General features: G+C 70.5%; 24 protein-coding genes and 1 pseudogene. 18 read left to right on the top strand and 7 right to left on the bottom strand.

Annotation, left to right across the window (positions count from 1 at the left end; genetic code table 11):
• Positions 1 to 13 precede the first annotated feature (13 nt).
• Complete coding sequence (locus tag ACIREO_RS21590) at positions 14 to 817, bottom strand: IclR family transcriptional regulator (RefSeq protein ID WP_404112614.1); 804 nt, start codon at positions 815 to 817, stop codon at positions 14 to 16.
• 333 nt (positions 818 to 1150) lie between these two features.
• Between ACIREO_RS21590 and allB the strand changes: the two genes are divergently transcribed.
• The 3 genes from allB to ACIREO_RS21605 all read left to right on the top strand — a co-directional run bounded on the left by allB (position 1151) and on the right by ACIREO_RS21605 (position 4031).
• On the top strand, positions 1151 to 2494 hold the full coding sequence (gene allB / locus ACIREO_RS21595; RefSeq protein WP_404112616.1) for an allantoinase AllB: 1344 nt from the start codon (positions 1151 to 1153) through the stop codon (positions 2492 to 2494).
• Positions 2495 to 2496: 2 nt separating this feature from the next.
• Positions 2497 to 3612: an allantoicase gene (gene alc / locus ACIREO_RS21600; protein ID WP_404112619.1), complete on the top strand. Its 1116-nt coding sequence runs from the start codon at positions 2497 to 2499 to the stop codon at positions 3610 to 3612.
• 89 nt (positions 3613 to 3701) lie between these two features.
• Entirely contained in the window at positions 3702 to 4031 is a 330-nt protein-coding gene (locus ACIREO_RS21605; RefSeq protein WP_404112622.1) for a putative quinol monooxygenase, read from the top strand.
• Positions 4032 to 4082: 51 nt separating this feature from the next.
• On the opposite strand, the gene ACIREO_RS21610 is transcribed toward ACIREO_RS21605, so the two are convergent.
• On the bottom strand, positions 4083 to 4919 hold the full coding sequence (locus tag ACIREO_RS21610) for an aldo/keto reductase (RefSeq protein WP_404112625.1): 837 nt from the start codon (positions 4917 to 4919) through the stop codon (positions 4083 to 4085).
• Between the two features lie 246 nt (positions 4920 to 5165).
• Between ACIREO_RS21610 and ACIREO_RS21615 the strand changes: the two genes are divergently transcribed.
• Positions 5166 to 5789 (top strand): dihydrofolate reductase family protein, encoded by a 624-nt coding sequence (locus ACIREO_RS21615; RefSeq protein ID WP_404112628.1) that lies wholly within the window; start codon positions 5166 to 5168, stop codon positions 5787 to 5789.
• 37 nt (positions 5790 to 5826) lie between these two features.
• Here the strand turns inward: ACIREO_RS21615 and ACIREO_RS21620 are convergent, their stop codons facing one another.
• From ACIREO_RS21620 to ACIREO_RS21630, 3 genes are all read right to left on the bottom strand, one after another.
• Positions 5827 to 6432, bottom strand: coding sequence for a TIGR03086 family metal-binding protein (locus ACIREO_RS21620; RefSeq protein ID WP_404112631.1), 606 nt, complete (start codon positions 6430 to 6432; stop codon positions 5827 to 5829).
• Positions 6335 to 6892, bottom strand: a complete 558-nt coding sequence (locus tag ACIREO_RS21625; RefSeq protein ID WP_404112633.1) for a hypothetical protein — start codon at positions 6890 to 6892, stop codon at positions 6335 to 6337. The genes ACIREO_RS21620 and ACIREO_RS21625 overlap by 98 nt, the downstream gene beginning before the upstream one ends.
• An 83-nt stretch (positions 6893 to 6975) precedes the next feature.
• Positions 6976 to 7629, bottom strand: coding sequence for a TetR/AcrR family transcriptional regulator (locus tag ACIREO_RS21630; protein ID WP_404112636.1), 654 nt, complete (start codon positions 7627 to 7629; stop codon positions 6976 to 6978).
• Positions 7630 to 7850: 221 nt separating this feature from the next.
• Between ACIREO_RS21630 and ACIREO_RS21635 the strand changes: the two genes are divergently transcribed.
• A complete protein-coding gene (locus tag ACIREO_RS21635) occupies positions 7851 to 8795 on the top strand; it encodes a DMT family transporter (RefSeq protein WP_404112893.1) in 945 nt (314 codons plus the stop codon).
• Here the strand turns inward: ACIREO_RS21635 and ACIREO_RS21640 are convergent.
• A complete protein-coding gene (locus tag ACIREO_RS21640) occupies positions 8785 to 8988 on the bottom strand; it encodes a hypothetical protein (RefSeq protein ID WP_404112639.1) in 204 nt (67 codons plus the stop codon). The genes ACIREO_RS21635 and ACIREO_RS21640 overlap by 11 nt on opposite strands.
• A 145-nt stretch (positions 8989 to 9133) precedes the next feature.
• Here ACIREO_RS21640 and ACIREO_RS21645 point away from each other — a divergent pair, with 145 nt between their 5' ends.
• The 5 genes and pseudogenes from ACIREO_RS21645 (at position 9134) to ACIREO_RS21665 (ending at position 13918) form a co-directional block, all read left to right on the top strand.
• Positions 9134 to 10348 carry a sensor histidine kinase gene (locus ACIREO_RS21645; RefSeq protein WP_404112641.1) on the top strand — a complete coding sequence of 405 codons (1215 nt, stop codon included), beginning with the start codon at positions 9134 to 9136 and terminating at the stop codon, positions 10346 to 10348.
• Positions 10345 to 11073 (top strand): response regulator, encoded by a 729-nt coding sequence (locus ACIREO_RS21650; protein ID WP_404112644.1) that lies wholly within the window; start codon positions 10345 to 10347, stop codon positions 11071 to 11073. Before ACIREO_RS21645 ends, ACIREO_RS21650 begins: the two co-directional genes overlap by 4 nt.
• 29 nt (positions 11074 to 11102) lie before the next feature.
• Complete coding sequence (locus ACIREO_RS21655) at positions 11103 to 12275, top strand: cytochrome P450 (protein WP_404112647.1); 1173 nt, start codon at positions 11103 to 11105, stop codon at positions 12273 to 12275.
• Positions 12276 to 12290: 15 nt separating this feature from the next.
• Complete coding sequence (locus ACIREO_RS21660) at positions 12291 to 12710, top strand: PaaI family thioesterase (protein WP_404112650.1); 420 nt, start codon at positions 12291 to 12293, stop codon at positions 12708 to 12710.
• Positions 12711 to 12721: 11 nt separating this feature from the next.
• A pseudogene (locus ACIREO_RS21665) lies at positions 12722 to 13918 on the top strand (cytochrome P450).
• 15 nt (positions 13919 to 13933) lie between these two features.
• On the opposite strand, the gene ACIREO_RS21670 reads toward ACIREO_RS21665, so the two are convergent.
• Positions 13934 to 14938: a Gfo/Idh/MocA family oxidoreductase gene (locus ACIREO_RS21670; RefSeq protein ID WP_404112653.1), complete on the bottom strand. Its 1005-nt coding sequence runs from the start codon at positions 14936 to 14938 to the stop codon at positions 13934 to 13936.
• A 93-nt stretch (positions 14939 to 15031) separates the two neighbouring features.
• On the opposite strand from ACIREO_RS21670, the gene ACIREO_RS21675 reads away from it, so the two are divergent.
• The 8 genes from ACIREO_RS21675 (at position 15032) to ACIREO_RS21710 (ending at position 25890) form a co-directional block, all read left to right on the top strand.
• Positions 15032 to 15793 (top strand): GntR family transcriptional regulator, encoded by a 762-nt coding sequence (locus tag ACIREO_RS21675; protein WP_404112656.1) that lies wholly within the window; start codon positions 15032 to 15034, stop codon positions 15791 to 15793.
• Between the two features lie 242 nt (positions 15794 to 16035).
• The gene (locus ACIREO_RS21680) at positions 16036 to 17016 is read left to right on the top strand and encodes a substrate-binding domain-containing protein (RefSeq protein ID WP_404112659.1); all 981 of its coding nucleotides are present in this window, start codon (positions 16036 to 16038) and stop codon (positions 17014 to 17016) included.
• Entirely contained in the window at positions 17013 to 18062 is a 1050-nt protein-coding gene (locus ACIREO_RS21685) for an ABC transporter permease (protein WP_404112662.1), read from the top strand. Before ACIREO_RS21680 ends, ACIREO_RS21685 begins: the two co-directional genes overlap by 4 nt.
• Complete coding sequence (locus ACIREO_RS21690; protein ID WP_404112665.1) at positions 18059 to 18922, top strand: ATP-binding cassette domain-containing protein; 864 nt, start codon at positions 18059 to 18061, stop codon at positions 18920 to 18922. Before ACIREO_RS21685 ends, ACIREO_RS21690 begins: the two co-directional genes overlap by 4 nt.
• A 132-nt stretch (positions 18923 to 19054) precedes the next feature.
• The gene (locus ACIREO_RS21695; protein WP_404112668.1) at positions 19055 to 20221 is read left to right on the top strand and encodes an ROK family glucokinase; all 1167 of its coding nucleotides are present in this window, start codon (positions 19055 to 19057) and stop codon (positions 20219 to 20221) included.
• A gap of 207 nt (positions 20222 to 20428) precedes the next feature.
• Entirely contained in the window at positions 20429 to 20962 is a 534-nt protein-coding gene (locus ACIREO_RS21700) for a hypothetical protein (protein WP_404112895.1), read from the top strand.
• A gap of 359 nt (positions 20963 to 21321) precedes the next feature.
• Positions 21322 to 24738, top strand: a complete 3417-nt coding sequence (locus ACIREO_RS21705; RefSeq protein WP_404112671.1) for a CARDB domain-containing protein — start codon at positions 21322 to 21324, stop codon at positions 24736 to 24738.
• Between the two features lie 105 nt (positions 24739 to 24843).
• The gene (locus tag ACIREO_RS21710) at positions 24844 to 25890 is read left to right on the top strand and encodes a LacI family DNA-binding transcriptional regulator (RefSeq protein ID WP_404112674.1); all 1047 of its coding nucleotides are present in this window, start codon (positions 24844 to 24846) and stop codon (positions 25888 to 25890) included.
• The last annotated feature ends 19 nt before the right edge of the window (positions 25891 to 25909 follow it).

The raw sequence follows: 25909 nt of genomic DNA on the forward strand, positions 1-25909 counted from the left end.
CGCCCGGAGGGGCTCAGCCCGTCGAGCCGCCGCTGCTGGCCAGTGCCTCGGAGAGCTCCTTCGCGATCTGCTGCAGGATCGGCACGATCCGCTCGGTCGCCGTCTCCGTCACCCTGCCCGCGGGCCCGGAGATGGAGATGGCCGCCGAGGTGGGGGAGTCCGGCACCGGGACCGCGAGGCAGCGGACCCCGATCTCCTGCTCGTTGTCGTCCACGGCGTAGCCCGCCCTCCGCACCAGTTCGAGTGCGTCGAGGAAGCCGTCCGGAGTGGTGATCGTCTTCTCGGTGGCCGCCGGCATGCCCGTACGGGCCAGCAGGGCCCGCACCTCGTCCGCCGGGGTGTGCGCGAGGAGGGCCTTGCCCACACCGGTGGAGTGAGGGAGCACCCGCCGGCCGACCTCGGTGAACATCCGCATCGAGTGCTTCGACGGCACCTGGGCGACGTACACGATCTCGTCCCCGTCGAGCAGCGCCATGTTCGCCGTCTCGCCGGTCTCCTCGACCAGGCGCTGGAGATACGGCCGGGCCCAGGTGCCCAGCAGCCTGGCCGAGGACTCGCCGAGGCGGATCAGACGCGGGCCCAGTGCGTAACGCCTGTTGGGCTGCTGGCGTACGTAGCCGCACACGACCAGGGTGCGCATCAGACGGTGGATGGTCGGCAGGGGGAGCCCACTGCTCGCGGAGAGCTCGCTGAGACCGACCTCGCCCCCGGCGTCCGCCATGCGCTCCAGCAGATCGAAGGCGCGCTCGAGTGACTGCACACCGCCGCTGGGACCGGCGGGCTTGGAGTCGGATGTGCTGGCGTGGGACGGCGGCACGTCAACGGTCCTTTCGAAGCGGAGGCAAGGCAGCAGCCTACCGGGCTGTTCCCGATCGGCCCACTGCTCCCGGTGCGGCGTCCTTGCCGGTCAGGGCCTGTTTTGTCCTGGTGTCGGTGGTCCGGGCCGCGTTCGGCCCGAAGCGCGGTGGTGCCGCTCCTGGCTCATTCTACGTTCCGCCTGTCGAAATTGAACTTTTACTTCGTGGAAATCTCCAATCCGTGTCCTTGAGGCCCCAGTGGCCGGCAGGCCGGGAAGGTGGGGTCTTGACGGGCTGCTTTCCCGAGTGAAGACTCCTTCAACAAATCGTTGAAATCTGCGTGAGGAGCACAGGTGTCCGGTGTGGACGTGAAGCAGGTACTCCGTTCGACGCGCGTCGTCACCCCGGGGGGAACCCGTGCGGCGGCCGTCCTCGTGACCGGCGGGGAGATCGAGGCGGTCCTGCCGTACGACACCGAGGTGCCCGGCGGCGCCCACGTGGAGGACTTCGGTGACGACGTCCTGCTGCCCGGACTCGTCGACACCCACGTCCATGTGAACGACCCCGGCCGCACCGAGTGGGAAGGCTTCTGGACCGCCACCCGCGCGGCCGCCGCCGGAGGCATCACGACCCTCCTCGACATGCCGCTCAACTCCCTCCCCCCGACCACCACGGTCGAGCACCTGCGCGTCAAGCAGGAGGTCGCCCGCTCCAAGGCGCATATCGACACCGGCTTCTGGGGCGGTGCGATCCCGTCCAACACGAAGGACCTCCGCCCGCTGTACGAGGCCGGGGTCTTCGGCTTCAAGTGCTTCCTCTCACCCTCCGGTGTAGAGGAGTTCCCGGAGCTGGACCAGGAACAACTGGCCCGTTCCATGGCCGAGATCGCGGGCTTCGGCGGACTCCTGATCGTGCACGCCGAGGACCCGCACCACCTGGCCGCGGCGCCGCAGAGGGCCGGGGAGAAGTACGCCGACTTCCTCGCCTCCCGGCCCCGTGGTGCGGAGAACGCCGCGATCGAGGGCCTCATCGCCCACGCGAAGCGGCTGAACGCCCGCATCCACGTCCTGCACCTCTCCTCCAGCGACGCGCTGCCGCTGATCGCCGCCGCCAAGCGCGAGGGCGTACGCGTCACCGTGGAGTCGTGCCCACACTTCCTCACCCTGACGGCAGAGGAAGTCCCTGACGGAGCAACCGAGTTCAAGTGCTGCCCACCCATCCGGGAGGCCGCCAACCAGGACGCGCTCTGGGCCGGGCTGGCCGACGGCACCATCGACTGCGTCGTCTCCGACCATTCGCCCTGCACCACGGACCTCAAGACTCCCGACTTCGCCTCCGCGTGGGGCGGGATCTCCTCGCTGCAGTTGGGCCTGCCCGCCATCTGGACCGAGGCGCGCCGGCGTGGTCACACCCTCGACGACGTGGCCCGCTGGATGTCCGCCGCACCCGCACGGCTCGCCGGGCTGGAGCGCAAGGGCGCCATCGAGGCCGGACGGGACGCGGACTTCGCGGTCCTCGCCCCCGACGAGACCTTCACCGTCGATCCGGCAGGCCTCTTCCACCGCAACCAGGTCACCGCATACGCGGGGAAGACCCTGCACGGCGTCGTCAGGTCCACCTGGCTGCGCGGCACACGGATCGTGGCCGACGGCGTACTCGCCGGACCCACCGGCCGCCTCCTCGAAAGGAACCACTGACCATGACGGCGACACCGCACTTCACCGGCGACGCGAGCCCGTACGGGGGAGGTGACCCTTACGCCGACCACCGCACCGCCGACTTCCCCTTCACCCATCTCGTCGACCTCGCCGACCGGCGTCTCGGTGCCGGTGTCATCGCCGCCAACGACGAGTTCTTCGCCGAGCGCGAGAACCTGCTGAAGCCCGGGCCCGCGGAGTTCGACCCCGAGCGCTTCGGACACAAGGGCAAGATCATGGACGGCTGGGAGACCCGCCGCCGGCGCGGTACGGGCGCGGCCGAGCCGCACCCCACCGACGAGGACCACGACTGGGCGCTGGTCCGCCTCGGGGCTCCCGGTGTGATCCGCGGTCTGATCATCGACACGGCACACTTCCGCGGCAACTACCCGCAGTCCGTCTCCGTCGAGGCGACCTCGCTGCCCGGCTCCCCGTCCCCCGAGGACCTCCTCGCGCCCGGCGTGAAGTGGACGACCCTGGTGCCCCGTACGGCTGTCGGCGGCCACGCCGCCAACGGCTTCGCCGTCGACGCGGAGCAGCGCTTCACCCATCTCCGGGTCAACCAGCACCCCGACGGGGGCATAGCCCGCCTGCGCGTCCACGGCGAGGTGGCACCCGATCCGGCGTGGCTGGCCGCCCTCGGTACGTTCGACCTGGTGGCCCTGGAGAACGGCGGCCAGGTCGAGGACGCCTCCGACCGCTTCTACTCCCCGGCCACCAACACCATCGCGCCGGGCCGCTCCCACAAGATGGACGACGGCTGGGAGACCCGCCGCCGGCGCGACAAGGGCAACGACTGGATCCGCTACCGGCTCGCCGAGCAGTCGGAGATCCGCGCCGTCGAGATCGACACCGCCTACCTCAAGGGCAACGCGGCGGGCTGGGCGACGATTTCGGTCAGCGACGGCGAGGACGGCGAGCGGTCGGAGATCGTGCCCCGCACCCGCCTCCAGCCCGACACGAACCACCGCTTCGTCCTGCCGGAGACCGTGCGCTCCACGCACGTCCGGATCGACATCTTCCCGGACGGCGGGATCTCCCGGCTGCGGCTCTTCGGCTCACTGACCGAGGAGGGGGCGGCACGGCTGGCCGCCCGTCACGAGGCGCTCGGCGGGTGACCGCCCCAGAGCTGGTGCGCCGGTTCACATCCGGCCTGTGAGGATATGGGACCCTGTTCGGGTCGCCGCCGCCCCGACCAGGAGTCGCCATGATCTTCATCGCCGTCAAGTTCACCGTGCGTACCGCCGAGCGGGACAACTGGCTCCCGGCCGTCGAGGACTTCACCCTCGCGACCCGCCAGGAACCGGGCAACCTCTTCTTCGACTGGTCCTACAGCGTCGAGAACCCGGACGAGTTCGTCCTGCTGGAGGCGTTCGCCTCGCAGGAGGCGGGTGTGGCCCATGTGAACTCCGAGCACTTCAAGGCGGCGATCGAGACCATGTCCGAGCTCGTCACCGAGGTCCCGGAGATCATCAACGTAGAGGTGCCCGGGGACGACTGGTCCCGGATGTCGGAGGTCACCCCGCGCAACCGGTGACCTTCCCCGGCCGGTGACCTCCCCGGGCTCCGGGGCCTCCGGGGGCCGGGCTCAGAACTCCTCGTGCGTGTCGGGGTCCCCGCCGAAGCGGTGCGAGGGCCGGGCCCCGATCCGGTCCAGCTCCTGCTGGGTCAGCTCGAAACCGAACAGGTCGAGATTCTCCCGCTGCCGCCCGGGATCGGCGGACTTCGGGATCGGCACCGCCCCCAGCTGGGTGTGCCACCGCAGCACGATCTGCCCCGGCGTCACACCGTGGGCCTCGGCGGCGGCGACCACCTCGGGGGCCTCCAGCACCTGGCGCCCCCGGGCCAGCGGACTCCAGCTCTCCGTGACGATGCCCTTCGCGGTGTGCACCGCCCGCAACTCCTCCTGCGGGAGCAGCGGATGCATCTCGATCTGGTTCACCACGGGCAGCACACCCGTCTCCCGCTCCAGCCGTTCCAGGTGCTCCGCCGTGAAGTTGGAGACACCGATGGAGCGTACGAGGCCGTCCTCACGGAGCTTGATCATCGCCTTCCAGGTGTCGACGTACTTGTCGACCCGGGGAAGCGGCCAGTGGATCAGATACAGATCGACGTACTCCAGCCCCAGCTTGCCGCGTGACTCCTCGAAGGAGGCCAGCGTCTCCTCGTAGCCGTGGTGCCGGCCGGGCACCTTGGTCGTGACGTGGACGTCCTGCCGCGGCACGCCGGAGCGGGCGACGCCGCGGCCGGTGCCGGTCTCGTTCCCGTAGTTCAGCGCGGTGTCCACAAGCCGGTAGCCGAGTTGCAGCGCCCCGGCGACGGCCTCCTCGGCCGCCTCGTCGTCGAGAGGCCAGGTGCCCAGGCCCACCGCCGGGATGGTGCTGCCGTCATGGAGATTGCGGACCGGGTGCGGTGTCTGGCTCATGGTCTCCCATTTCGTTCGCGTGCCGTCCCCGCCAGCGTAGGACGGGCCGCCGGGCACGGCACGCGAGGCGCCCCCGTCAGCGGAAAAGTGCCACTCACCGTCCTCCCGTACCCCGGTCGAGGAGCGGATCGAACCGCGCTTCGCCGGGCGTGCCGATGACTTTCGCCCGACAGTGGGGTCGGAACAGTGGAAGCAGATGGACTGCCGGAGCCTGGGGCCCATGGCAGTGAGGCGAAGGAGCGGATCATGGCGAGGCTGACTCTCACCACGTTCGTGTCCCTCGATGGCGTGATGCAGGCGCCCGGAGGCACCGACGAGGACACCAGCGACGGGTTCGAGTGCGGCGGCTGGCAGGTGCCCTTCGCGGACGAGGACATGGGGACCTTCATGACCGAGGTCTTCGACCGGTCGGGCGCCTTTCTGCTCGGACGGCGAACGTACGACATCTTCGCGGCCTACTGGCCCCTGGTCACCGACCCGCAGGACCCGATCGCCGCACGTCTGAACACGCTGCCCAAGCACGTCGTCTCCACCACCCTGACCGACCCGGCGTGGGAGAACACGACCGTGGTCTCCGGCGACGTGCCGGCCGAGGTCGCCCGGCTCAAGGAGCGGACGGAGGAGGGCGAACTACAGGTCCACGGCAGCGCCACACTGGCGCGGTCCCTCCTGGCGCACGACCTGATCGACGAGATCAACCTGCTGGTCCACCCCGTCTATTTGGGCGGCGGCAGGCGGCTCTTCGCGGACGGCGGGCAGCCGACGGCCTTCGAGCTGACAGGTGCCCGGGCCACGGGGAGCGGCATCGCGATCCACACCTACCGGCCCGCGGGACGTGCGCGGTTCGGCGAATTCGACCCCAGGGTGTGACCGGCCGGGCCGAGGATCACCGCTCCCGGGCCGAGGATCACCGCTCCCGGGGCGGTGCCCAGGCGGGGTGGCGCCCCAGAGCGGCAAGGAAGAGGGACAGTGTGCCGGGCCCGGTCCCTTCGTCCGGAGGGACGGCTGGGCGGAACGCGGAGCCCGGAGCGCGCCGTGCGTCACCGTCCGGTACGGCCCGGGCGAGCGGCAGGGCCGCGCGAAGTACGGGTTCCGGCAGACGGACGGGGAGTTCGAGAGCGGCGGCCACGTCCCACGCGTGCGCCACGTAGTCGATGAAGTGGAACCCGATCGCCCGGGGGCCGGGCACCGCCCGCTCGCTGATCTCCGGCAGTGCGAACGGTCTCCCCGGCAGGCCCGGGGCGGCGAAGGCGTCCAGGACCGCGTCGGCGGCGGCCCGGTAGGCGCCGGCCGGGTCGTCCCCGAGATCCGGGAGCCGCCAGGCGCCGGCGTCGCTCCCTTCTCCGCGCGCGGCCGCCGCGAAGCCGTGATGCTGCGCGGTCATGTGTTCCACCAGCTCGCGCAGGGTCCACCGGTCACACGGGGTCGGTCGCCGCCAGTCCCCGGGGCGGGCCTGCGCCACGACACGGACGGACTCCAGGACGGCGGTGCGGTCGAGCAGGACGATGTCCATCGCTGCCTCTCAGTTCCAGGGTTCGGCGCCGGTCAGGATCCGCTTCCGCGTACGCCCGGACCGCCGTCGGCCAGGGACCGGCGTCCGGGCCGGAGAGCGCGGCAGGCGTGGTCTCCCTGAGGTTCGCCCGCATCACTCCGCGCCCCCGGAACGCCCGGACGATCCGCATGTGGTCCGGGTGGGCGACGAACCTCGTCAGTGCGGCCTCATCGGTCCAGACCGTGACCGAGCCCGAGCGGTTCAGCCGGAGACCGGTGTCCGCCCAGAGCAGGACGGCGACCGCCCCGGGCATCTGCGGCCAGTTCCGTCGCAGTCGCAGGCCCTCGACCGCGACGGCGGGGGTGCCCCACGGGCGGTGCGTGACGAATTCGGTGACGCTGACGACGACGGCCGAGCCGGGATCGATGCCGTGCGCTGCGGGACCGTAGGTCCAGGACGTCTTCCAGATTCCGGACGGCATGGCCGTACCCTCCGTCGAGGTGGGCGGGCCGGACCTGTGTCCGGCCTCCCGGTGACCATATAACTAAACGAACGGTCGTGCAGCTATTTCCGTCCGGGAACAGGCGGCAGCGCGGAAGGGTCGGTGGCGGCCGTGTGCAGCCGCCCCAGGATGGCCCGCGCCGCCTTGGTGTAGCCGGGGTTGTTGTTGTGCAGTACGGACTCGGCGTTGGCCAGTTCCATGAACGCGATGAGTTCGAAGGCCAGTTGCGAGACATCCGTGTCCGCGAGGAGCTCCCCCCGCACCCTGGCCTCCTCGAGGGTCTCCTCCACGAAGGTGACCCAGCCCGTCTGGGTGGAGGCCAGCGCGTCGTGCACCTTGCCCTCCCGGGAGTCGAACTCGGCGATGGTCGCGTAGAAGAAGCAGCCGCCGCTGAACACCCGGCGCTGCGAATAGGAGAGCCAGCTCTCGCACATGCGCCAGACGCGGCCCAGGCCGGGCGGAACCGCCCTGGTCGGCGTCAGTACGTGCTCGACGAAGATGGTCACGGCGGCGCGCACGGTGGCCAGCTGCAGCTCCTCCTTGGAGCCGAAGAGGGCGAACACGCCGCTCTTGCTCAGCTTCAGCTCCGTCGCCAGCCGGCCGAGCGACAGGCCCTCCAGCCCCTCGGTCGAGGCGACATGGACCGCGCGCCCCAGCACCAGCTGCCTGGTCTGGTTCCCCCGCTCGACCCGTCCGTCCAGCCGCGCTCCACCCATTGCCAACTCCGTGTGTCCGAGCGTCCCAAGACCGACATTCTAGGAGGAGGTGACACCGGCGGGAGACCGCTTCGACCGGTGACGACCCCTGCGAACAGGTGGCCGAGTCGACCTGTGGACAGTGGTTCCCGAGGGGCGCGAGCGTTCGGTACGGTGATTGCTCCCGTGTGAGCCGGCGAGGTCTCCACATCGTTCCCGCTGTGGAGAACCAGGAGAACCAGGTGTCCGCTGCCGTCGTGTCCACTCTCGCCCCGCCCCGCCGCGCGTGGGTCACCGACCTGCCGCTCCTGCTCGTCGCCGCCGTCTGGGGAGCCAGCTACCTCGCGGCCAAGGGCATCACCACGACGCACACCGTGATCGCCGTCCTCGTGCTCCGCTTCGCGATCGTGCTGCCCGCCCTGGCCGTCGCCGGGTGGCGCGGGCTGCGGGCCCTGAGCGGTGCGCAGTGGAGGGGCGCGGGCCTGCTGGGGCTCGTGCTCAGCGGGATCTTCCTGCTGGAGACGTACGGCGTCGTGCACACGTCGGCGACCAACGCGGGGCTCATCATCAGCCTCACCATGGTCTTCACCCCGCTGGCCGAGGCCGCCGTCACCCGGGTCAGGCCGCCGGCCGCCTTCCTGTCGGCGGCGGGCCTCTCCGTCACGGGCGTGGTGCTGCTGACCCAGGGCGCCGGTTTCACCAGCCCCTCGGCAGGGGACCTCCTGATGCTGCTCGCGGCCCTCGCCCGTACGGTGCACGTCCTGGCGATGGCACGCATCAAGGCGGTCCAGGACGCCGACTCGCTCTCCCTGACCACGGTGCAGCTCGGCAGCGCGGTCGCCGTCTTCGCCGTACTGGCCGCGGTCCCCGGGACGGGGCTCGCGCCCTGGACGGTGGCGGCGGACTTCGGGGCCGCCGAGTGGGCGGGTCTGCTCTTCCTGTCCGTGTTCTGCACGCTGTTCGCGTTCTTCGTGCAGATGTGGTCGGTACGCCGCACCTCGCCGTCCCGGGTCAGCCTGCTGCTCGGCACGGAGCCGCTCTGGGCCGCCGCCGTCGGCATCGCGATCGGCGGGGAGCGCCTCGGTGCGCTGGGAGCGCTCGGCGCGGTGCTCGTGCTGACGGGCACGGCGTGGGGGCGGCGGGACGGGCCGACGCCACATTCTGACGGAGACCGCGTCACGTCTTGATCGAATCCGCCGCGATCATCACGGCTCCGCCCGTCACGACCAGCACGATGTTGACGAAGAGCCCGTAGTCGTCGAGGAAGTCGAGCTTCGCCACCACGGCCCACAGCCGGAACCAGCCCGTCCACTCGTACAGCAGCCCCGCGGCGCCCTGCGCGAACACGATGAAACCCACCGACTCCACGAATTTCTTCATGGCCCGAGCCTGGCGTGGGCCGCCCCGGGTCCGCGTCGGCCACCGGTATGCGGCCGACCGACGGAAGTCTCGGATCGTACGACTTTGGTATCTCCCTGGCACGGACAGACGTTCTCGGCGCCTCCACATGCGTAGTTTCGTCGACATGACACGTACGGAGTACCGCTGGCTACTGCCCTCGGCCCTTGCCGACGAGCTGCCGGGCGACCGGGGCAGGTCGCGGCGGACCGTGCGGGACTGGGCCGTCGACATCACGGCGTTCCTCTGCGCCGCGGGGTTCGGGATGATCGCCCTCGCGGCGATCGAGGCGGACCCGACCACACCCGACGGTGTCGTCCTCGCCGACTCGCTCATCGGGGCTGTGTCGTGCTGTGCGCTCTGGGTCCGGCGACGGTGGCCGGCGGGAGTCGCCGTGGGCCTGACGGCGCTCAGCCTGGTGGAGCCCGTCGCGGCCGGGGCCATGCTGATCGGGCTGTTCAGCCTGGCCGTGCACCGTCCGTACAAGCGGGTCGCCCTCGTCGGCGCGGGCGCACTCGTCGTCGCCCCTGTGCAGCCGATGCTGCGCCCGGATCCCGAGGCGTCGCTCCTCGCCTCCACCGTCATCGGGGTGCTGCTCGTCCTCCTCGTGCTCAGCTGGGGCATGGTCGTACGGTCCCGGCGGCAACTGGTCGTCACGCTGCGCGAACGCGCGCGCCGGGCGGAGGCCGAGGCCGCGCTCCGCGCCGAGCAGGCGCAGCGGCTGGCGCGGGAAGCCATCGCCCGGGAGATGCACGACGTCCTCGCTCACCGGCTGACGCTGCTCAGCGTCCACGCGGGGGCCCTCGAATTCCGGCCCGACGCACCCCCGGCCGAGGTCGCGAGGGCCGCCGGGGTCATCCGGGACAGCGCCCACGAGGCGCTCCAGGACCTCCGCGAGATCATCGGCGTGCTGCGCGCCCCGGGCGACAGCGACGAGGGCAACAGGCCCCAGCCCACGCTCGTCACCCTGGACGCCCTGATCGACGAGTCCCGCTCGGCGGGCATGGAGGTCACGCTGGCCAACAGAGTCGAAGAGCCGTCCCGGGCGCCCGCGGCCACCGGACGCACGGTCTACCGCATCGCCCAGGAAGCGCTGACCAACGCCAGGAAACACGCGCCCGGAGCCCCTGTCGACGTCAGCGTGGCCGGCGGTCCGGGCGACGGGCTGACCATCGAGGTCGGCAACCCCGCCCCCGCCGGACCCTTCGAGCCGGTCCCCGGATCCGGACAGGGACTCATCGGCCTCACCGAACGCGCGAGCCTGGCCGGCGGCAGCCTGGACCACGGCCCGCGGCCCGACGGCGGATTCACGGTCAAGGCCCAGCTACCGTGGCCCGCATGAGTACTCCAACGTCTCCGGAGGCACCACCGGTCCGGCTGGCCGTCATCGACGACGACCCGCTCGTGCGGGCCGGACTCGCCCTGATGCTCGGCGGCGCCCACGGCATCGACCTCGTGGGCGAGGGCACCGACGGCACCGAGGCCGCCGCCCTCGTCGACCGGACGCACCCCGACGTCGTGCTCATGGACATCCGCATGCCGGTCATGGACGGGCTGGCCGCGACCGAGGAGCTCCGGCGCCGGCCCGGCGGGCCCGAGGTCATCGTCCTGACCACCTTCCACGCCGACGAGCAGGTGCTGCGCGCCATCCGCGCGGGGGCGGCCGGTTTCGTCCTGAAGGACACCCCGCCCGCACAGATCGTCGAGGCGGTCCTGCGCGTCGCGGCCGGTGAGCCCGTCCTCTCGCCCGCGGTCACCCGCAGGCTCATGGCCCGCGCGGCCGGGGACCCGGCGGACGACCGCCAGGCACGTCGGACGCGCGCTCGGCAGCGGTTCGCGGGACTGGGGGAGCGCGAGCAGGACGTCGCCTCGGCCGTCGGGCGCGGCAGCTCCAACGCCGAGATCGCCGGCGCGCTCCACCTGAGCGTCGCCACGGTCAAGACGCACGTCTCCCGGATCCTGGCCAGGCTCGAACTCAACAACCGTGTCCAGATCGCGCTGTTGGTGCACGACGCGGGTCTCCTCCATGAGGACGAGGACGGGAGCGGGGACGGCCGCCTAGGCTGAACCGGTCAGACCGGAAGAGGGGCGGGACGATGTCAGTGGTCGATCTGCGCGGGGCGGCGGACTTCAGCGCGAATCCGTATCCGTACTACGCGAAACTGCGAGCCGAGGGGCCGGCGCACCCGGTCCGGACCGACGAGTTCGAGCGGGTCTGGATGATCGTCGGTTACGAGGAGGCCCGCGCGGCCCTCGCGGACCAGCGCTTCAGCAAGGACTGGCGGACGACGGAACTCTTCTCCGCGACGAGCAACCCGATCAACGCCAACATGCTGGAGATGGACGCCCCGGACCACACCCGGCTGCGCAAGCTCGTCGCACGTGAGTTCACCGCCCGGCGGATCGAGGCGATGCGCCCGCGCGTGGAGCAGATCACCGGGGACCTCCTCGACGCGATGGTGCCCGCCGGGAGCGCCGACCTCATCGACGCGTTCGCCTTCCCGCTGCCGATGACCGTGATCTGCGAGCTCCTCGGCGTGCCCGACATCGACCGGGACGCCTTCCGCCTGATGTCCAACGCCATCGTCACGCCCGTCTCGCCGGAGAAGGAGAGCGAGGCGGTCCACGCCATGGGCGCCTACCTCGACCAGCTGATCGAGGCCAAACGCCGCGCCCCGGGCGACGACCTCATGAGCGCCCTGATCCAGGCACACGACGACGACGGTGACCGCCTGTCGCCGGACGAACTGGTCGGCATGGCCTTCGTGCTCCTGGTCGCCGGACACGAGACGACCGTGAACCTGATCTCCAACGGTGTACGAGCGCTGCTCGACCACCCCGAGCAGCTGGCCCTGCTGCGCGCCCGGCCGGAGCTGATCGACGGCGCGGTCGAGGAGATGCTCCGCTACGACGGCCCCGTCCAGACGGCGACCTTCCGCTTCACCCGCGAACCCGTCACGGTCGGCACGGTCGTCATACCGAAGGGCGAGGCGGTGCTGGTCGCCCTGGGCTCCGGGGACCGGGACCCGGACCGCTATCCGGATCCGGACACCTTCGACATACGGCGCGAGGCGCAGGGACACCTGGCCTTCGGACACGGCATCCACTTCTGCCTGGGCGCCCCGCTCGCCCGGATGGAGGGCCGTATCGCCATCCACGCCCTGCTGGAGCGCTGCCCCGGACTCGTCCGCGACCCGGATGCCGGGGAGCCCGACTGGCTGCCCGGGCTGCTGCTCCGGGGCGTCCGTCACTTCCCGGTGCGCTGGTGAGGTGAGATGGCGTCCATGACCGGACTCTCCCTGGACACCGCACAGCAGGTACTCGACAGCCAGCCGTTCAGCGGGCTCGTCGGCGCGAGGATCACGGCGTTCGGGGACGGCGCGGCCATCCTCGAGATCGGCGTACGCGAGGAGCTCACCCAGCAGAACGGGTTCCTGCACGGCGGAGTGCTGTCCTACGCGGCCGACAACGCGCTGACCTTCGCCGCCGGGACGACGCTCGGTGCGGCCGTCCTGACCGGCGGTTTCTCCATCCAGTACCTCCGCCCCGCGAGCGGCCGCACCCTGAGCGCCCGCGCCGAGGTGGTCCACACCGGCCGCAGGCAGGCCGTCGTGCGCTGCGATCTGTACACCGTGGACGACGAAGGGGCGGAGACCCTGTGCGCGGTCGCGCAGGGGACCGTTCTCTCCGCCCGCCCGGCCTGAAGGGAAACGCGTTGACCACCCGTGCCCTGCTCGACCTCGGCGCACTCGGCGACGACTTCATCCGCGACCCGTATCCCGTCTACGCCCGGTTACGGGCCCGCGGGCCCGTGCACAGGGTCCGCATTCCGGAGGGCGCGGAGGCCTGGCTCGTCGTCGGGTACGAGGCGGGAAGAGCCCTCCTCGCCGACCAGCGGCTCTCCAAGGACTGGAACAAGGCGTCGCCCTCGCTGGGCGTCGGCAAGGTGTCCGCGGGCACGTCCATGCTGGGCAGTGACGCTCCGACCCACACCCGGCTGCGCAGGCTCGTGGCCCGGGAGTTCACCCCACGCCGCATGGAACGGCTCGCCCCACGCGTCCAGGAGATGACGGACCGACTCCTCGACTCCATGACCGGCGGGCCCGTACGGAGCGCCGACCTGGTCGAGGCGCTGTCTGTTCCGCTGCCGATGGCCGTCATCTGTGAACTGCTGGGTGTGCCTGCCGCGGACCGGCAGGCGTTCCGCGCATGGTCCGACACCGCCGTCTCGTCCCTCGACGCGGAGGCGCGTGGCCGGGCCAAGGCCGACATGACCACGTACCTCGCCGGGCTGATCGTGGAGAAGCGCGCGGCCCCCGGGGACGACCTGATGAGCGCGTTGGTCCACACCTCGGACGACGACGGTGATCAGCTCTCCGCCGACGAGCTCATGGGCATGGCCTGGCTGCTGCTGGTCGCCGGCCATGAGACCACCGTCAATCTCATCTCCAACGGTGTCCTGAGCCTGCTGACGCACCCGAGTCAACTCGCGGCGCTGCGAGCGGACTTCGGCCTCATGGAGAACGCTGTCGAGGAGACCCTCCGCTATGAGGGGCCCGTCGAGACCCCCACGTAGCGCTTCACCACCGAGCCGCTCGACGTCTCGGGCACGGTGATCCCAGGCGCCGGCGAGCTCGTCCTCGTCGCGATGGCCGACTGCGACCGCGATCCCGCCCGCTACCCGGACGCCGGCCGCTTCGACATCACGCGCGACGCCCGTGGTCACGTCGCCTTCGGGCACGGCATCCACTACTGCCTGGGGGCGCCACTGGCCCGCATCGAGGCCCGCATAGCGATCCGGTCGCTCCTCGAACGCTGCCCGGGGCTGCGGCTCGACACGGATCCGGCCCGTCTGTCCTGGCGTACGGGCCTGCTCATACGAGGCCCGCTGAGCCTGCCGGTGGCCTGGTAGCGGGGGTCCCCGGGGCTAAGCCTCGGCGATCTCCGTCATCCGTACGGGACGGTGCTGCCCGCGCGACAGTTCGCACGCCTCGGCGATGCGCAGCGCGTGCAGCGCCTCCCGGCCGTCGCACGGGTTCGCCAGCTCCCCGCGTACGACGCCGAGGAACGCGTCCAGTTCGGCCTCGTACGCAGGGGCGAACCGCTCCAGGAAGCCCGGCCACGGCTTGGCGGGCGCGGGAGGACCCTGCGGCTCGGCCGACGTGAGCGGCGTACGGTCGTCGAGGCCGACCGCGATCTGGTCCCGCTCGCCCGCCAGTTCCATCCGTACGTCGTAACCGGCGCCGTTGCACCGGGTCGCGGTCGCCGTGGCGAGCGTGCCGTCGTCCAGGGTCAGCAGTGCCGCCGCCGTGTCCACATCGCCGGCCTCCCGGAACATCGGCGGACCCGCGTCGGAACCGGCGGCGTACACCTCGGTCACCTCACGGCCCGTCACCCAGCGCAGGATGTCGAAGTCGTGCACCAGACAGTCCCTGAACAGGCCGCCGGAGAGCGGGAGATACGCGGCGGGCGGGGGAGCGGGGTCGGAGGTCGTCGCCCGTACGGTGTGCAGCCGGCCGAGGGCCCCGCCGCGCACGGCGGTGCGCGCCGCCGCGTAGCCCGCGTCGAACCGGCGCATGAAACCGAGCTGGAGCACACTGCCCGCCCGCTCGACCTCGCGCAGCGCACGCAGGGTTCCCGCCAGGTCGAGCGCGATCGGCTTCTCGCAGAAGGCGGGCAGACCGGCGCGTGCCGCCCGGCCGATGAGATCCGCGTGAGCCGAGGTGGCCGAGGTGATCACGACCGCGTCCACCCCCGCGCCGAAGATCTCCTCGGCGGACGCGACGGGGGTCGCCCCTGTCCGTGCCGCGACCTCGGCGGCGCGAGCGGCGTCGGGATCCGCCACCACGAGGGAGGCGACGGCGGGGTGGCGTGCCAGGACGCCCGCGTGGAAGGAACCGATCCGGCCCGTGCCGATGAGTCCGATGCGCATGGACCCAACGTGCCGCCCACCGGGCGCACTGTCAACTATATGTCCTGACAAATCGAAGGGTGCGGCGCGACCGTACGGGGTACGCTCCCTGCCGTGCCCAAACCCGCCGCCGACTCCGCCGCCCTGGGGCTGGGTGTGGACCGCACCAGTCCCGTCCCGCTCTACCACCAACTGGCCCAGCAGCTGGAAGAGGCCGTCGCGCAGGGACGGCTCGCACCCGGCAGCCTCCTCGGCAACGAACTGGAGCTCGCCGGGCGCCTCGGGCTGTCCCGTCCCACCGTCCGCCAGGCCATCCAGTCGCTCGTCGACAAAGGGCTCATGGTGCGCCGGCGGGGAATCGGCACCCAGGTCGTGCACAGCCGGATCAAGCGCCCGCTCGAACTGAGCAGCCTCTACGACGATCTGGAGACGGCCGGCCGGAAGCCGGCGACCCGGGTCCTGCGCAACGACGTCGAGCCGGCGACGCCCGAGGTCGCCGCCGCGCTCGGTGTCGAGGAGGGCAGCGAGGTCCATCTCGTCGAGCGCGTGCGCTACGCCCACGACGAGCCCATGGCGCTCCTGCGCAACCACCTGCCGCCGCGTCTGCTCGAGCTCTCCACCGAGCGGCTTGAGTCGACCGGTCTGTACCGGATGATGCGCGGCTCGGGGATCACCCTGCACAGCGCCCGGCAGACCGTGGGAGCCCGCGCGGCCACCGCCGAGGAGGGCGAACTGCTCGCGGAGGCCGCCGGTGCGCCGCTGCTGACGATGGAGCGCACCACCTTCGACGACGGCGGCCGGGCGGTCGAATTCGGCTCGCACGTCTACCGGGCCTCGCGGTACGCCTTCGAGTTCCAGCTGCTGGTCCGGTCCTGAAATCTCCGGACCGCAGGTCTCCGGTAAGAATGTTCGGACAAAACCGTTGACGAGGTCATGCTAGGTCGCTAGAACGACGGGAGGGCGCGGCCCGCGCCCCTGCTGGGCCACACCGGTCCGGGCTCGGGGATACTTGGCCCGCCGGGCGGCGAGTCCGCCCTCCCCGGCTTCACCAGGCAGCACAGCGAGCAGCACAAGAAGGGCACGACGTCGTGGCAAGGGTTCGGACAGGGGTACGCGCGATGGGCGCCGTGCTGGCAGCGGTACTGGCAGCCTCCCTCGCGGGATGCAGCAGCACCGGCGGCAAGCGGGCGGAGGAGCGCGCCGCTCAGGCCGCCGAAGGCCGGTCCGCGGTGAGCACGCCCCGCTGGACGTTCGCCATGGTCACCCACTCGGGTGATGGCGACACCTTCTGGGACATCGTCCAGAAGGGTGCCAAGCAGGCGGCCGACAAGGACAACATCAACTTCCTGTACTCGCACAACGACGAGGGCCAGCAGCAGGCAGAGCTCGTCCAGACCGCGATCGACAAGAAGGTCGACGGCCTGATCGTCTCGCTGGCCAAGCCCGACTCGATGAAGGCGGTCGTGGCCAAGGCGGTCAAGGCGGGCATCCCCGTGATCACGGTGAACTCGGGCTCCGCCGAGTCCAAGGCCTTCGGCGCGCTCACCCACATCGGCCAGGACGAGTCCATCGCGGGCGAGGCCGTCGGCGACGAGCTCGACGAGCGGGGCCGTAAGAAGGTGCTCTGCGTCCTGCACGAACAGGGCAACGTCGGCCACGAGCAGCGCTGCGCCGGGGCGAAGAAGACCTTCGACGGAACGATGCAGAACCTCTACGTCGACGGCACCAACATGCCCGACGTACAGGCGTCCATCGAGGCCAAGCTCGACTCCGACAAGAGCATCGACGCGGTCGTCACCCTCGGCGCCCCGTTCGCCGCCGCGGCCGTCAAGGCGAAGCAGACCGCGGGCAGCAAGGCCGAGATCGACACCTTCGACCTGAACGCGAGCGTCGCGACAGGCCTCCAGAACAAGTCGCTCGGCTTCGCGGTCGACCAGCAGCCCTACCTCCAGGGGTACGAGGCCGTCGACCTGCTCTGGCTCTACCGCTACAACCAGAACGTCCTCGGCGGCGGCCTGCCCGTCCTGACCGGCCCGCAGGTCATCACCCGCGACGACGCCGACGCGCTGGCGGAGTACACGAACCGGGGGACCCGATGACAGCGACCGGGCAACCGGCGGCGCCCCCCACCGACGAACGCCTGCTGCGCACCTCCCCGCTGCGCAAGCTCCTCGGCCGGCCCGAGCTCGGCTCGGTCGTCGGGGCCGTGGCCGTCTTCCTCTTCTTCGCGATCGTCGCGGACAGCTTCCTGCAGGCCTCCAGCCTCGGCACGGTGCTGTACGCGGCGTCCACCATCGGGATCATGGCGGCGCCCGTGGCGCTGCTGATGATCGGCGGCGAGTTCGACCTCTCCGCCGGTGTGATGGTGACCAGCTCCGCGCTGATCTCCTCGATGTTCAGCTACCAGATGACCGCCAACGTCTGGGTCGGCGTCTTCGTGTCGCTGCTGGTGACCCTGGGCTTCGGCGCGTTCAACGGCTTCATGCTGACCCGCACCAAGCTCCCGAGCTTCATCATCACGCTCGGCACGTTCCTGATGCTGACCGGCCTGAACCTCGGCTTCACCAAGCTGATCAGCGGCACCGTGTCGACCAAGGCCATCGGGAACATGGAGGGCTTCGACTCCGCCCGTAAGGTCTTCGCGTCCTACCTCACGATCGGCGACGTCGAGCTGAAGGTCACCATCCTGTGGTGGGCGGCGCTCGTCGCGATCGGCACCTGGATCCTGATCCGCACCCGCTTCGGCAACTGGATCTTCGCCGTCGGCGGCGAGTCCGACGCCGCACGCGCGGTGGGTGTCCCGGTGATCCGTACGCGGATCGGGCTCTACCTCGGTGTCGCCTTCGCCGCCTGGGTCTCCGGGCAGCACCTGCTCTTCTCCTACGACGTGGTCCAGTCGGGCGAAGGCGTCGGAAACGAGCTGACCTACATCATCGCGGCGGTCATCGGCGGCTGTCTGATCACCGGTGGCTACGGCTCCGCGATCGGGTCCGCGATCGGCGCGCTCATCTTCGGCATGACCAGCAAGGGCATCGTGTACGCGGAATGGGACCCCGACTGGTTCAAGTTCTTCCTGGGAGCGATGCTGCTCCTGGCCACCCTGCTCAACCATTGGGTACGCAAGCGTGCGGAGGCGACGAAATGACGGCCACCCAGGCTCCGGCCCCCCGGGACGGCCAGGCCGCCCCGGCGCTCGTCGAGCTCGACGACGTCAGCAAGTACTACGGCAACATCAAGGCCCTGGAAGATGTCTCGCTTGAGGTGCGCGCGGGGGAGATCTCCTGCGTACTCGGCGACAACGGCGCCGGCAAGTCCACCCTCATCAAGATCATCGCGGGGCTGCACCGGCACGACTCGGGGACGTTCCTGATCGAGGGCGAGGCGACCACCCTCGCCAACCCGCGCGACGCCCTGGACCGCGGGATCGCCACGGTCTACCAGGACCTCGCCGTCGTCCCGCTGATGCCGGTCTGGCGCAACTTCTTCCTCGGCTCCGAGCCGACGAAGGGATCCGGACCGTTCAAGCGCCTCGACGTGCGGCGGATGCGTGAGACGACCCGGGCGGAGCTGCTGCGCATGGGCATCGACCTGCGTGACGTCGATCAACCCATCGGCACGCTGTCAGGCGGTGAACGCCAGTGCGTGGCCATCGCCCGTGCCGTGTACTTCGGAGCGAAGGTCCTCGTCCTGGACGAGCCGACGGCGGCGCTCGGAGTCAAGCAGTCGGGGGTCGTACTCAAGTACGTCGCGGCGGCCAGGGACGCCGGGCTCGGCGTGGTCCTCATCACGCACAACCCTCACCACGCGTACCTCGTGGGTGACCGGTTCGTGCTGCTCAAGCGGGGCGTGATGTCCGGAAGCCACAACAAGAACGAGGTCACACTGGACGAACTGACCCGCCAGATGGCCGGTGGGAGCGAGCTCGACGAGCTCAGCCACGAGCTCGAACGAGCCCCCTCGCCGGACGGCCTCGGCGGCCGCCCGGCCGGTGACGACAGCCCGTAAAAGCATGTTCCGCACCCCCGCCCCCGGCCCGGAGACCACTTCCGGTGCCGGGGGAATGGCAGAATCGTGTACGGCGGGCGCCGTCCGCCGCCGGACTGACCACCGACCGGCACCCCGACCTGCGCAGGGACGATGAGCACGTACCGCGACTTCACACACCGCGGCTCCGCCCGCGCCACCGTCCTGCGGACCGTCGGCACGAAGGAGCGGCGCTCGCACCTCACGGCGCCCCGGGTTCCCACGGTCGGTATCGACATCGGCGGGACGAAGGTGATGGCCGGAGTCGTCGACGCCGACGGCAACATCCTGGAGACCCTGCGCACCGAGACGCCGGACAAGTCCAAGAGCCCCAGGGTCGTCGAGGACACCATCGTCGAACTGGTCCTGGACCTCTCCGACCGGCACGATGTGCACGCCGTCGGGATCGGTGCGGCGGGCTGGGTCGACGCGGACCGCTCCAAGGTGCTGTTCGCCCCGCACCTCGCGTGGCGCGACGAACCCCTCCGCGACGCCATCGCCTCCCGGCTGGTGGTCCCCGTGATGGTCGACAACGACGCCAACGCGGCGGCCTGGGCGGAATGGCGCTTCGGCGCCGGCCGCGGCGAGGACCACCTGGTCATGATCACGCTGGGCACCGGCATCGGCGGCGCGATCCTGGAGGACGGGCACGTCAAGCGCGGCAAGTACGGCGTCGCGGGTGAGTTCGGCCATATGCAGGTGGTGCCCGGCGGGCACCGCTGCCCGTGCGGCAACCGTGGCTGCTGGGAGCAGTACAGCTCGGGCAACGCCCTCGTGCGGGAGGCCAGGGAGCTGGCCGCGGCGGACTCCCCGGTGGCGCACGGCATCATCGAGCGGGTCAAGGGCAACATCCCCGACATCACCGGCCCGCTCATCACCGAGCTGGCCCGTGAGGGCGACGCGATGTGCGTGGAGCTCCTCCAGGACATCGGTCAGTGGCTCGGCGTCGGCATCGCCAATCTCGCGGCGGCCCTGGACCCGTCCTGCTTCGTCATCGGCGGCGGCGTCAGCGCCGCCGACGACCTGCTGATCGGCCCGGCCAGGGACGCCTTCAAGCGTCACCTCACCGGCCGCGGCTACCGCCCGGAGGCCCGGATCGCGAAGGCCCAGCTCGGCCCCGAGGCGGGTATGGTCGGCGCCGCGGATCTCGCCCGGCTGGTAGCCCGGAGGTTCCGGCGGACCAACCGCCGCCGGGTCGAGCGCTACGAGCGGTACGCGCAGTTCTACGACCAGGCCGCGAGCACCATCCGGAACACGCGCAGCACCCGCCCCGGCGAGTGAAGGCCGTGCCGCGCCCGCGGCACCCGGCACTCCGCTCCGTACCGCAGCTTCGAGGGATCACCGAACATGACCGCAGCCGAGCACCACGTCGTGCCGCGCCAGCCCCCTACGTCCGGCTCCTCCGGGGCGTCCGGCTCCTCGGGGTCTTCGGGATCCTCCGGCTCCGGCTCCTCGGGTTCCTCAGGGGCCTCCGGGGGCGGCGGCGGGATGCCTCCGGAGGACCGGCGCAGGGTCGTCAGGCGGCGTCTGATCACGCTGACCATCATCGTGCTGCTCATCGGTATCCCGGCCGGCTACCTGGTGATCTCCGCAGGGCAGAGCCGCCGCTCGGGCAAGGACAAGGAGGCCGAGGCGGCCGCCCAGGGCCTGCGCGAGGACTGGCCCTCCGGCATGCAGCGCCGGATCTTCGAACTGCCCATCCCGGGCAACGCGATGGGGGTTCAGTACTACGAGACGAACAACTGGAAAGCCAGCCGGATGTATGTGAAGTTCCGTACGACCTCCGCCGGGCTGGACCGCTTCCTGAGCGGGATCGGCACCGGCCGCGCCGCGCTGGAGACCGGCAAGGTCACCATCGCCGAGCGGGACATCAAGATCACCGGCTGGTACTTCGGTCCTGGCGTCGACTGGGCGGGCACGGTTCACAAGAACAAGGACCCGCGTCCCACCCAGGACATCACCGTCAACATGACCGATCCGGCGGCTCCCGTCGTCTATGTGGTCTCCGCTTCGACCCCCTGACAGGGAGCGGAAGGTCCGCTCGTCTCCCTGGAGCGAGTGCGTGAAGCAGGAATGACGCCCCCGCGCGGCCCGCACCCGAGTGCGGGCCGCGCGGGGGCGCTTCTGTGCTGTCCGAAAAGTGGCAGTCACCAAGCCGTTGACAAACCTGTCATGTACTAGAAACCTGTGCCCTGCTGCCTGCAAAAGGCGAACGGAATCACTCAACTTCCCGATAGTTGGGTGTCAGGTTCATCAAGTAGTGCCCATATCCGCCCAAGTACGGCTAAGTGTCCACGTGGCGCACCGGTCCCCGCACCGCTGTCGGAACGAGCGGCAGAGCGAGTGCTGGTCGCTCAGGTACGAAAAAAGAAGAGGGCCTCATGACAGGAAGACAACATGCGCGGCGGTTGTTCGCCGGCCTGGTGACCGGAGGGCTGCTGACGGTCGGGCTGCTGCCCCAGGCAGCCCACGCGGCAGAAGCGGGGCCGAACCTGGCGCTCGGGAGACCGGCGACCACCAGTGGAGGGAACGGCTCGTACGCGGCCGTCAACGTCACCGACGGCGTCCAGGCCTCGTACTGGGAAGGCCCCGCAGGTTCGTTCCCGCAGTGGGTGCAGGTCGATCTCGGCAGCACCGCCGATGTCGACGACATGGTGCTGAAGCTCCCCGCTTCATGGGAGCCGCGCACCGAGACCGTCAGCGTGCAGGGCAGTACCGACGGCAGGGACTTCACCAACCTCGCCGCGAGTTCGGCGAAGTCCTTCTCCCCGTCGTCCGGCAACGCCGTGACGCTCGACATCGCGGGCGAGGCCCGGTATCTGCGTGTGCAGGTGAGTGGCAACACCGGCTGGAACGCCGCACAGCTCTCCGAGGTGGAGGTCCACGGCGAGCCGGGCGAGGACGAGCCCGGAGTCCCGCAGGCGGGCACCAACCTGGCCCTGCGCAAGCCGATCGAGGCGTCTTCGACCACACAGGACTACGTCGCGGGCAACGCCAACGACGGCAGCACCTCCACCTACTGGGAGGCAGGCGGCCAGAGTTCGACGCTGACCGCGAAGCTCGGAGCCGACGCCGACGTCACCGGCGTCGTCATCAAGCTGAACCCCGACGCCGCCTGGAGCAGCCGCACCCAGAGCATCCAGGTACTGGGACGGAAGGCCGGTGAGTCCGGCTTCACCTCGCTGGCAGCGCGGGCCGATCACATCTTCAGCCCGTCGGAGAACAAGAACACCGTGACCATCCCGGTCACCGGCCGCGCCGCGGACGTCCGTCTGCAGTTCTCCGGCAACACCGGAGCGGGCGGGGGACAGGTCGCCGAGTTCGAGGTCGTCGGCGAGGCCGCTCCGGCTCCCGACCTGATGGTCACCGATCTGACCTGGCCGTCCGGCCCCGTGTCCGAGAAGGACGACATCGCCGTCGAGGCGACCGTACGCAACACCGGGACCGCCGCCGCATCCGCCACCACGGTGGATGTCAGCCTGGAAGGCGAAGTCGCCGGCAGCGGCACCGTGGGTGTTCTCGCCCCCGGTGCGTCGGTGAAGGTACCGGTCGAGGCCGGCAAGCGGGCCGCGGGCAGCTACACCGTGTCCGCGGTGGTCGACCCGGCCGACACCGTCGCCGAACTCGACAACAGCAACAACAGCCGTAACGCCGCCACCGAGCTGGTCGTCGGACAGGCCCCGGGACCCGACCTGGAGGTCACGGGCATCACGGCCAGCCCGGCCTCCCCGTCCCCGGGCGCCGAGGTCACCTTCACCGTGGCCGTGCACAACCGGGGCATCAGCGCGGTGCCGTCCGGATCGGTCACCCGGCTCACGGTCGGCGGTACCACCCTGAACGGCACCACGGGCAGCATCCCCGCCGGGGGTTCGGCCACGGTGGCCGTCAGCGGCCGATGGACCGCCACCAGCGGTGGCGCCACGCTCACCGCGACCGCCGACGCGACGAGTGTCGTCGACGAGACCAACGAGGACAACAACACCTTCGCCCGCTCCCTGGTCGTGGGACGTGGCGCAGCCGTGCCCTACACCGAGTACGAGGCGGAGGACGCGCGCTACGACGGCACGCTGCTGAAGACGGACGCCAAGCGGACCTTCGGCCACACCAACTTCGCCACCGAGTCCTCCGGCCGCGAGTCCGTCCGGCTGAACTCGACCGGTGAGTACGTGGAGTTCACGTCCACCACGCCCTCCAACTCCATCGTCGTACGCAACTCGATCCCGGACGCGGCGAGCGGCGGCGGCCAGGACGCGACCCTCAGCCTCTACGCCGACGGGGAGTTCGTCCGCAAGCTGGACCTCTCTTCCAAGCACAGCTGGCTGTACGGATCGACCGACGACCCGGAGGGCCTGACCAACCGGCCGGGTGGCGACGCCCGGCGGCTGTTCGACGAGTCGCACGCCCTGCTCACCGAGACCTACCCGGTCGGCACCACGTTCCGTCTCCAGCGCGACGCCGGTGACGACGCGGCCTTCTACATCGTCGACCTGATCGACCTGGAGCAGGTCGCGGCCCCCGCGGCCAAGCCGGACCAGTGCGTCTCGATCACCACCTACGGTGCCGTCCCCAACGACGGGCTCGACGACGCCGACGCCATCCAGCGCGCCGTCACGGCGGACCAGGAGGGCGAGATCCCCTGCGTGTGGATACCCGCCGGCCAGTGGCGCCAGGAGAAGAAGATCCTCACCGACGACCCGCAGGACCGCGGTCAGTACAACCAGGTGGGCATCCGGGACGTCACCATCCGCGGAGCCGGCATGTGGCACTCCCAGCTCTACTCGCTCATCCAGCCCCAGGATGCCGGCGGCATCAACCACCCTCACGAGGGCAACTTCGGCTTCGACATCGACGACAACACCAAGATCTCCGACATCGCCATCTTCGGATCCGGGACCATCCGCGGCGGTGACGGCAACGCGGAGGGCGGTGTCGCACTGAACGGCCGCCTCGGCAAGGACACCAAGATCAGCAACGTGTGGATCGAGCACGCCAACGTCGCGGCCTGGGTCGGCCGTGACTACTCGAACATCCCCGAGCTGTGGGGCCCCGGCGACGGGGTCGAGTTCGACGGTGTACGGATCCGCAACACCTACGCCGACGGGGTCAACTTCTCCAACGGCACGCGCAACTCGACCGTGTCCAACTCGTCCTTCCGTAACACGGGCGACGACTCGCTCGCCGTCTGGTCCAACAAGTACGTCAAGGACACCTCGGTGGACATCGGCCACGACAACCACTTCCGCAACAACACGATTCAGCTGCCCTGGCGCGCGAACGGCATCGCGGTCTACGGCGGTCACGGCAACACCATCGAGAACAACCTGATCTCCGACACCATGAACTACCCGGGGATCATGCTGGCCACGGACCACGACCCGCTGCCCTTCTCCGGCAAGACCCTCATAGCCAACAACGGCCTCTACCGCACGGGCGGCGCGTTCTGGAACGAGGACCAGGAGTTCGGCGCGATCACACTGTTCGCCCAGGGGCCTGACATCCCGGGTGTCACCATCCGTGACACCGACATCCATGACTCGACCTACGACGGCATCCAGTTCAAGACCGGCGGTGGCACGGTGCCCGGCGTCGCGATCGAGAACGTGACCATCGACAAGTCGCTCAACGGATCCGGGATTCTCGCGATGGGCGGGGCGCGCGGCAGCGCGGATCTGACCGACGTGACCGTCACCGGCTCGGCGCAGGGTGACGTCCTGATCGAGCCCGGCTCCCAGTTCGTGATCAACGGTACGGCGAAGTCGGCGTCTGCGGCGCCGCAGCGGAAGGGGCCGCGCGACTGACCGGTCCTTGTCGAGGGGCGGCCGGCGAGCCCGGCCGCCCCTCGGTTGACTGCGAGGGCACACGGGAACGCAAGCTCTTGCGGTCCTTGCGATACTCTTGCGTGTATGACGCGACGACTTGCTCAGGTAGCTAAGAAGGTCGGGGTCAGCGAAGCCACGGTCAGCCGGGTGCTCAACGGTAAGCCTGGGGTCTCGCAGACGACCCGGCAGACGGTCCTGACCGCTCTGGACGTGCTGGGCTACGAGCGTCCGACCCAGCTGCGGGGGGAGCGCGCCCGGCTGGTCGGTCTCGTCCTGCCGGAGCTGCAGAACCCGATCTTCCCGGCGTTCGCCGAGGTGATCGGCGGTGCCCTGGCGCAACAGGGGCTCACCCCGGTGCTGTGCACCCAGACCAGGGGAGGGGTCTCCGAGGCGGACTACGTCGACCTGCTGCTGGAGCAGCAGGTCTCCGGCGTCGTCTTCGCCGGAGGCTTCTTCGCCCAGGCCGACGCCCCGCACGAGCACTACCGGCTCCTCGCCGAGCGCAACATCCCGGTGGTCCTGATGAACGCCGCGATCGAGGACCTCGACTTCCCCTGCGTGGCCTGTGACGACGAAGTGGCGGTGGAACAGGCCTGGCGGCACCTGGTGTCGCTGGGGCACGACCGGATCGGACTGGTGCTCGGTCCCGCCGATCACATTCCTTCACGCCGCCGTCTGCGTGCCGCGCGGCAGGCCGCCGGCGGGGCGCTGGCCGAGGAGTTCGTGGAGCGGTCCACCTTCTCGCTGGAGGGCGGGCAGGCGGTCGCGTCGCGACTGCTGGACAGGGGAGTGACGGGAATCGTCTGCGCGAGCGACCCCCTGGCCCTGGGTGCCGTGCGGGCCGCGCGCCGACGCGGGCTGCGGGTGCCCGAGGACGTGTCGGTGGTGGGGTATGACGACTCCGCTTTCATGACGTGCACCGAACCGCCACTGACCACCGTGCGCCAGCCGATCGAGGCCATGGGGCGTGCCGCGGTGGAACTCCTGGTGGCGCAGATCCAGGGCAGCGCCGTGCCCCACGCGGAACTGCTCTTCGAACCCGAACTCGTCGTCCGCGCCTCCACGGCCCGGGCCGCCGGCCTGCGGTCCGTCATGGCTTCACCGCGAGGGGTCGAGGCCGCCACGGCATAGGCCGCAGGCGAGGGCACGA

The organism is Streptomyces sp. NPDC102441 (assembly GCF_044765585.1).
GTDB lineage: Bacteria > Actinomycetota > Actinomycetes > Streptomycetales > Streptomycetaceae > Streptomyces.

What these genes read in the sequence shown, in the direction of transcription:
- alc (WP_404112619.1), top strand. Translation starts at nt 2,497, where the DNA reads ATGACGGCGACACCGCACTTCACCGGCGACGCGAGCCCGTACGGGGGA.
- ACIREO_RS21605 (WP_404112622.1), top strand. Translation starts at nt 3,702, where the DNA reads ATGATCTTCATCGCCGTCAAGTTCACCGTGCGTACCGCCGAGCGGGAC.
- ACIREO_RS21610 (WP_404112625.1), bottom strand. Translation starts at nt 4,919, where the DNA reads ATGAGCCAGACACCGCACCCGGTCCGCAATCTCCATGACGGCAGCACC.
- ACIREO_RS21615 (WP_404112628.1), top strand. Translation starts at nt 5,166, where the DNA reads ATGGCGAGGCTGACTCTCACCACGTTCGTGTCCCTCGATGGCGTGATG.
- ACIREO_RS21620 (WP_404112631.1), bottom strand. Translation starts at nt 6,432, where the DNA reads ATGGACATCGTCCTGCTCGACCGCACCGCCGTCCTGGAGTCCGTCCGT.
- ACIREO_RS21625 (WP_404112633.1), bottom strand. Translation starts at nt 6,892, where the DNA reads ATGCCGTCCGGAATCTGGAAGACGTCCTGGACCTACGGTCCCGCAGCG.
- ACIREO_RS21630 (WP_404112636.1), bottom strand. Translation starts at nt 7,629, where the DNA reads ATGGGTGGAGCGCGGCTGGACGGACGGGTCGAGCGGGGGAACCAGACC.
- ACIREO_RS21640 (WP_404112639.1), bottom strand. Translation starts at nt 8,988, where the DNA reads ATGAAGAAATTCGTGGAGTCGGTGGGTTTCATCGTGTTCGCGCAGGGC.
- ACIREO_RS21645 (WP_404112641.1), top strand. Translation starts at nt 9,134, where the DNA reads ATGACACGTACGGAGTACCGCTGGCTACTGCCCTCGGCCCTTGCCGAC.
- ACIREO_RS21650 (WP_404112644.1), top strand. Translation starts at nt 10,345, where the DNA reads ATGAGTACTCCAACGTCTCCGGAGGCACCACCGGTCCGGCTGGCCGTC.
- ACIREO_RS21655 (WP_404112647.1), top strand. Translation starts at nt 11,103, where the DNA reads ATGTCAGTGGTCGATCTGCGCGGGGCGGCGGACTTCAGCGCGAATCCG.
- ACIREO_RS21660 (WP_404112650.1), top strand. Translation starts at nt 12,291, where the DNA reads ATGACCGGACTCTCCCTGGACACCGCACAGCAGGTACTCGACAGCCAG.
- ACIREO_RS21670 (WP_404112653.1), bottom strand. Translation starts at nt 14,938, where the DNA reads ATGCGCATCGGACTCATCGGCACGGGCCGGATCGGTTCCTTCCACGCG.
- ACIREO_RS21680 (WP_404112659.1), top strand. Translation starts at nt 16,036, where the DNA reads ATGGGCGCCGTGCTGGCAGCGGTACTGGCAGCCTCCCTCGCGGGATGC.
- ACIREO_RS21685 (WP_404112662.1), top strand. Translation starts at nt 17,013, where the DNA reads ATGACAGCGACCGGGCAACCGGCGGCGCCCCCCACCGACGAACGCCTG.
- ACIREO_RS21690 (WP_404112665.1), top strand. Translation starts at nt 18,059, where the DNA reads ATGACGGCCACCCAGGCTCCGGCCCCCCGGGACGGCCAGGCCGCCCCG.
- ACIREO_RS21695 (WP_404112668.1), top strand. Translation starts at nt 19,055, where the DNA reads ATGAGCACGTACCGCGACTTCACACACCGCGGCTCCGCCCGCGCCACC.
- ACIREO_RS21700 (WP_404112895.1), top strand. Translation starts at nt 20,429, where the DNA reads ATGCCTCCGGAGGACCGGCGCAGGGTCGTCAGGCGGCGTCTGATCACG.
- ACIREO_RS21705 (WP_404112671.1), top strand. Translation starts at nt 21,322, where the DNA reads ATGACAGGAAGACAACATGCGCGGCGGTTGTTCGCCGGCCTGGTGACC.
- ACIREO_RS21710 (WP_404112674.1), top strand. Translation starts at nt 24,844, where the DNA reads ATGACGCGACGACTTGCTCAGGTAGCTAAGAAGGTCGGGGTCAGCGAA.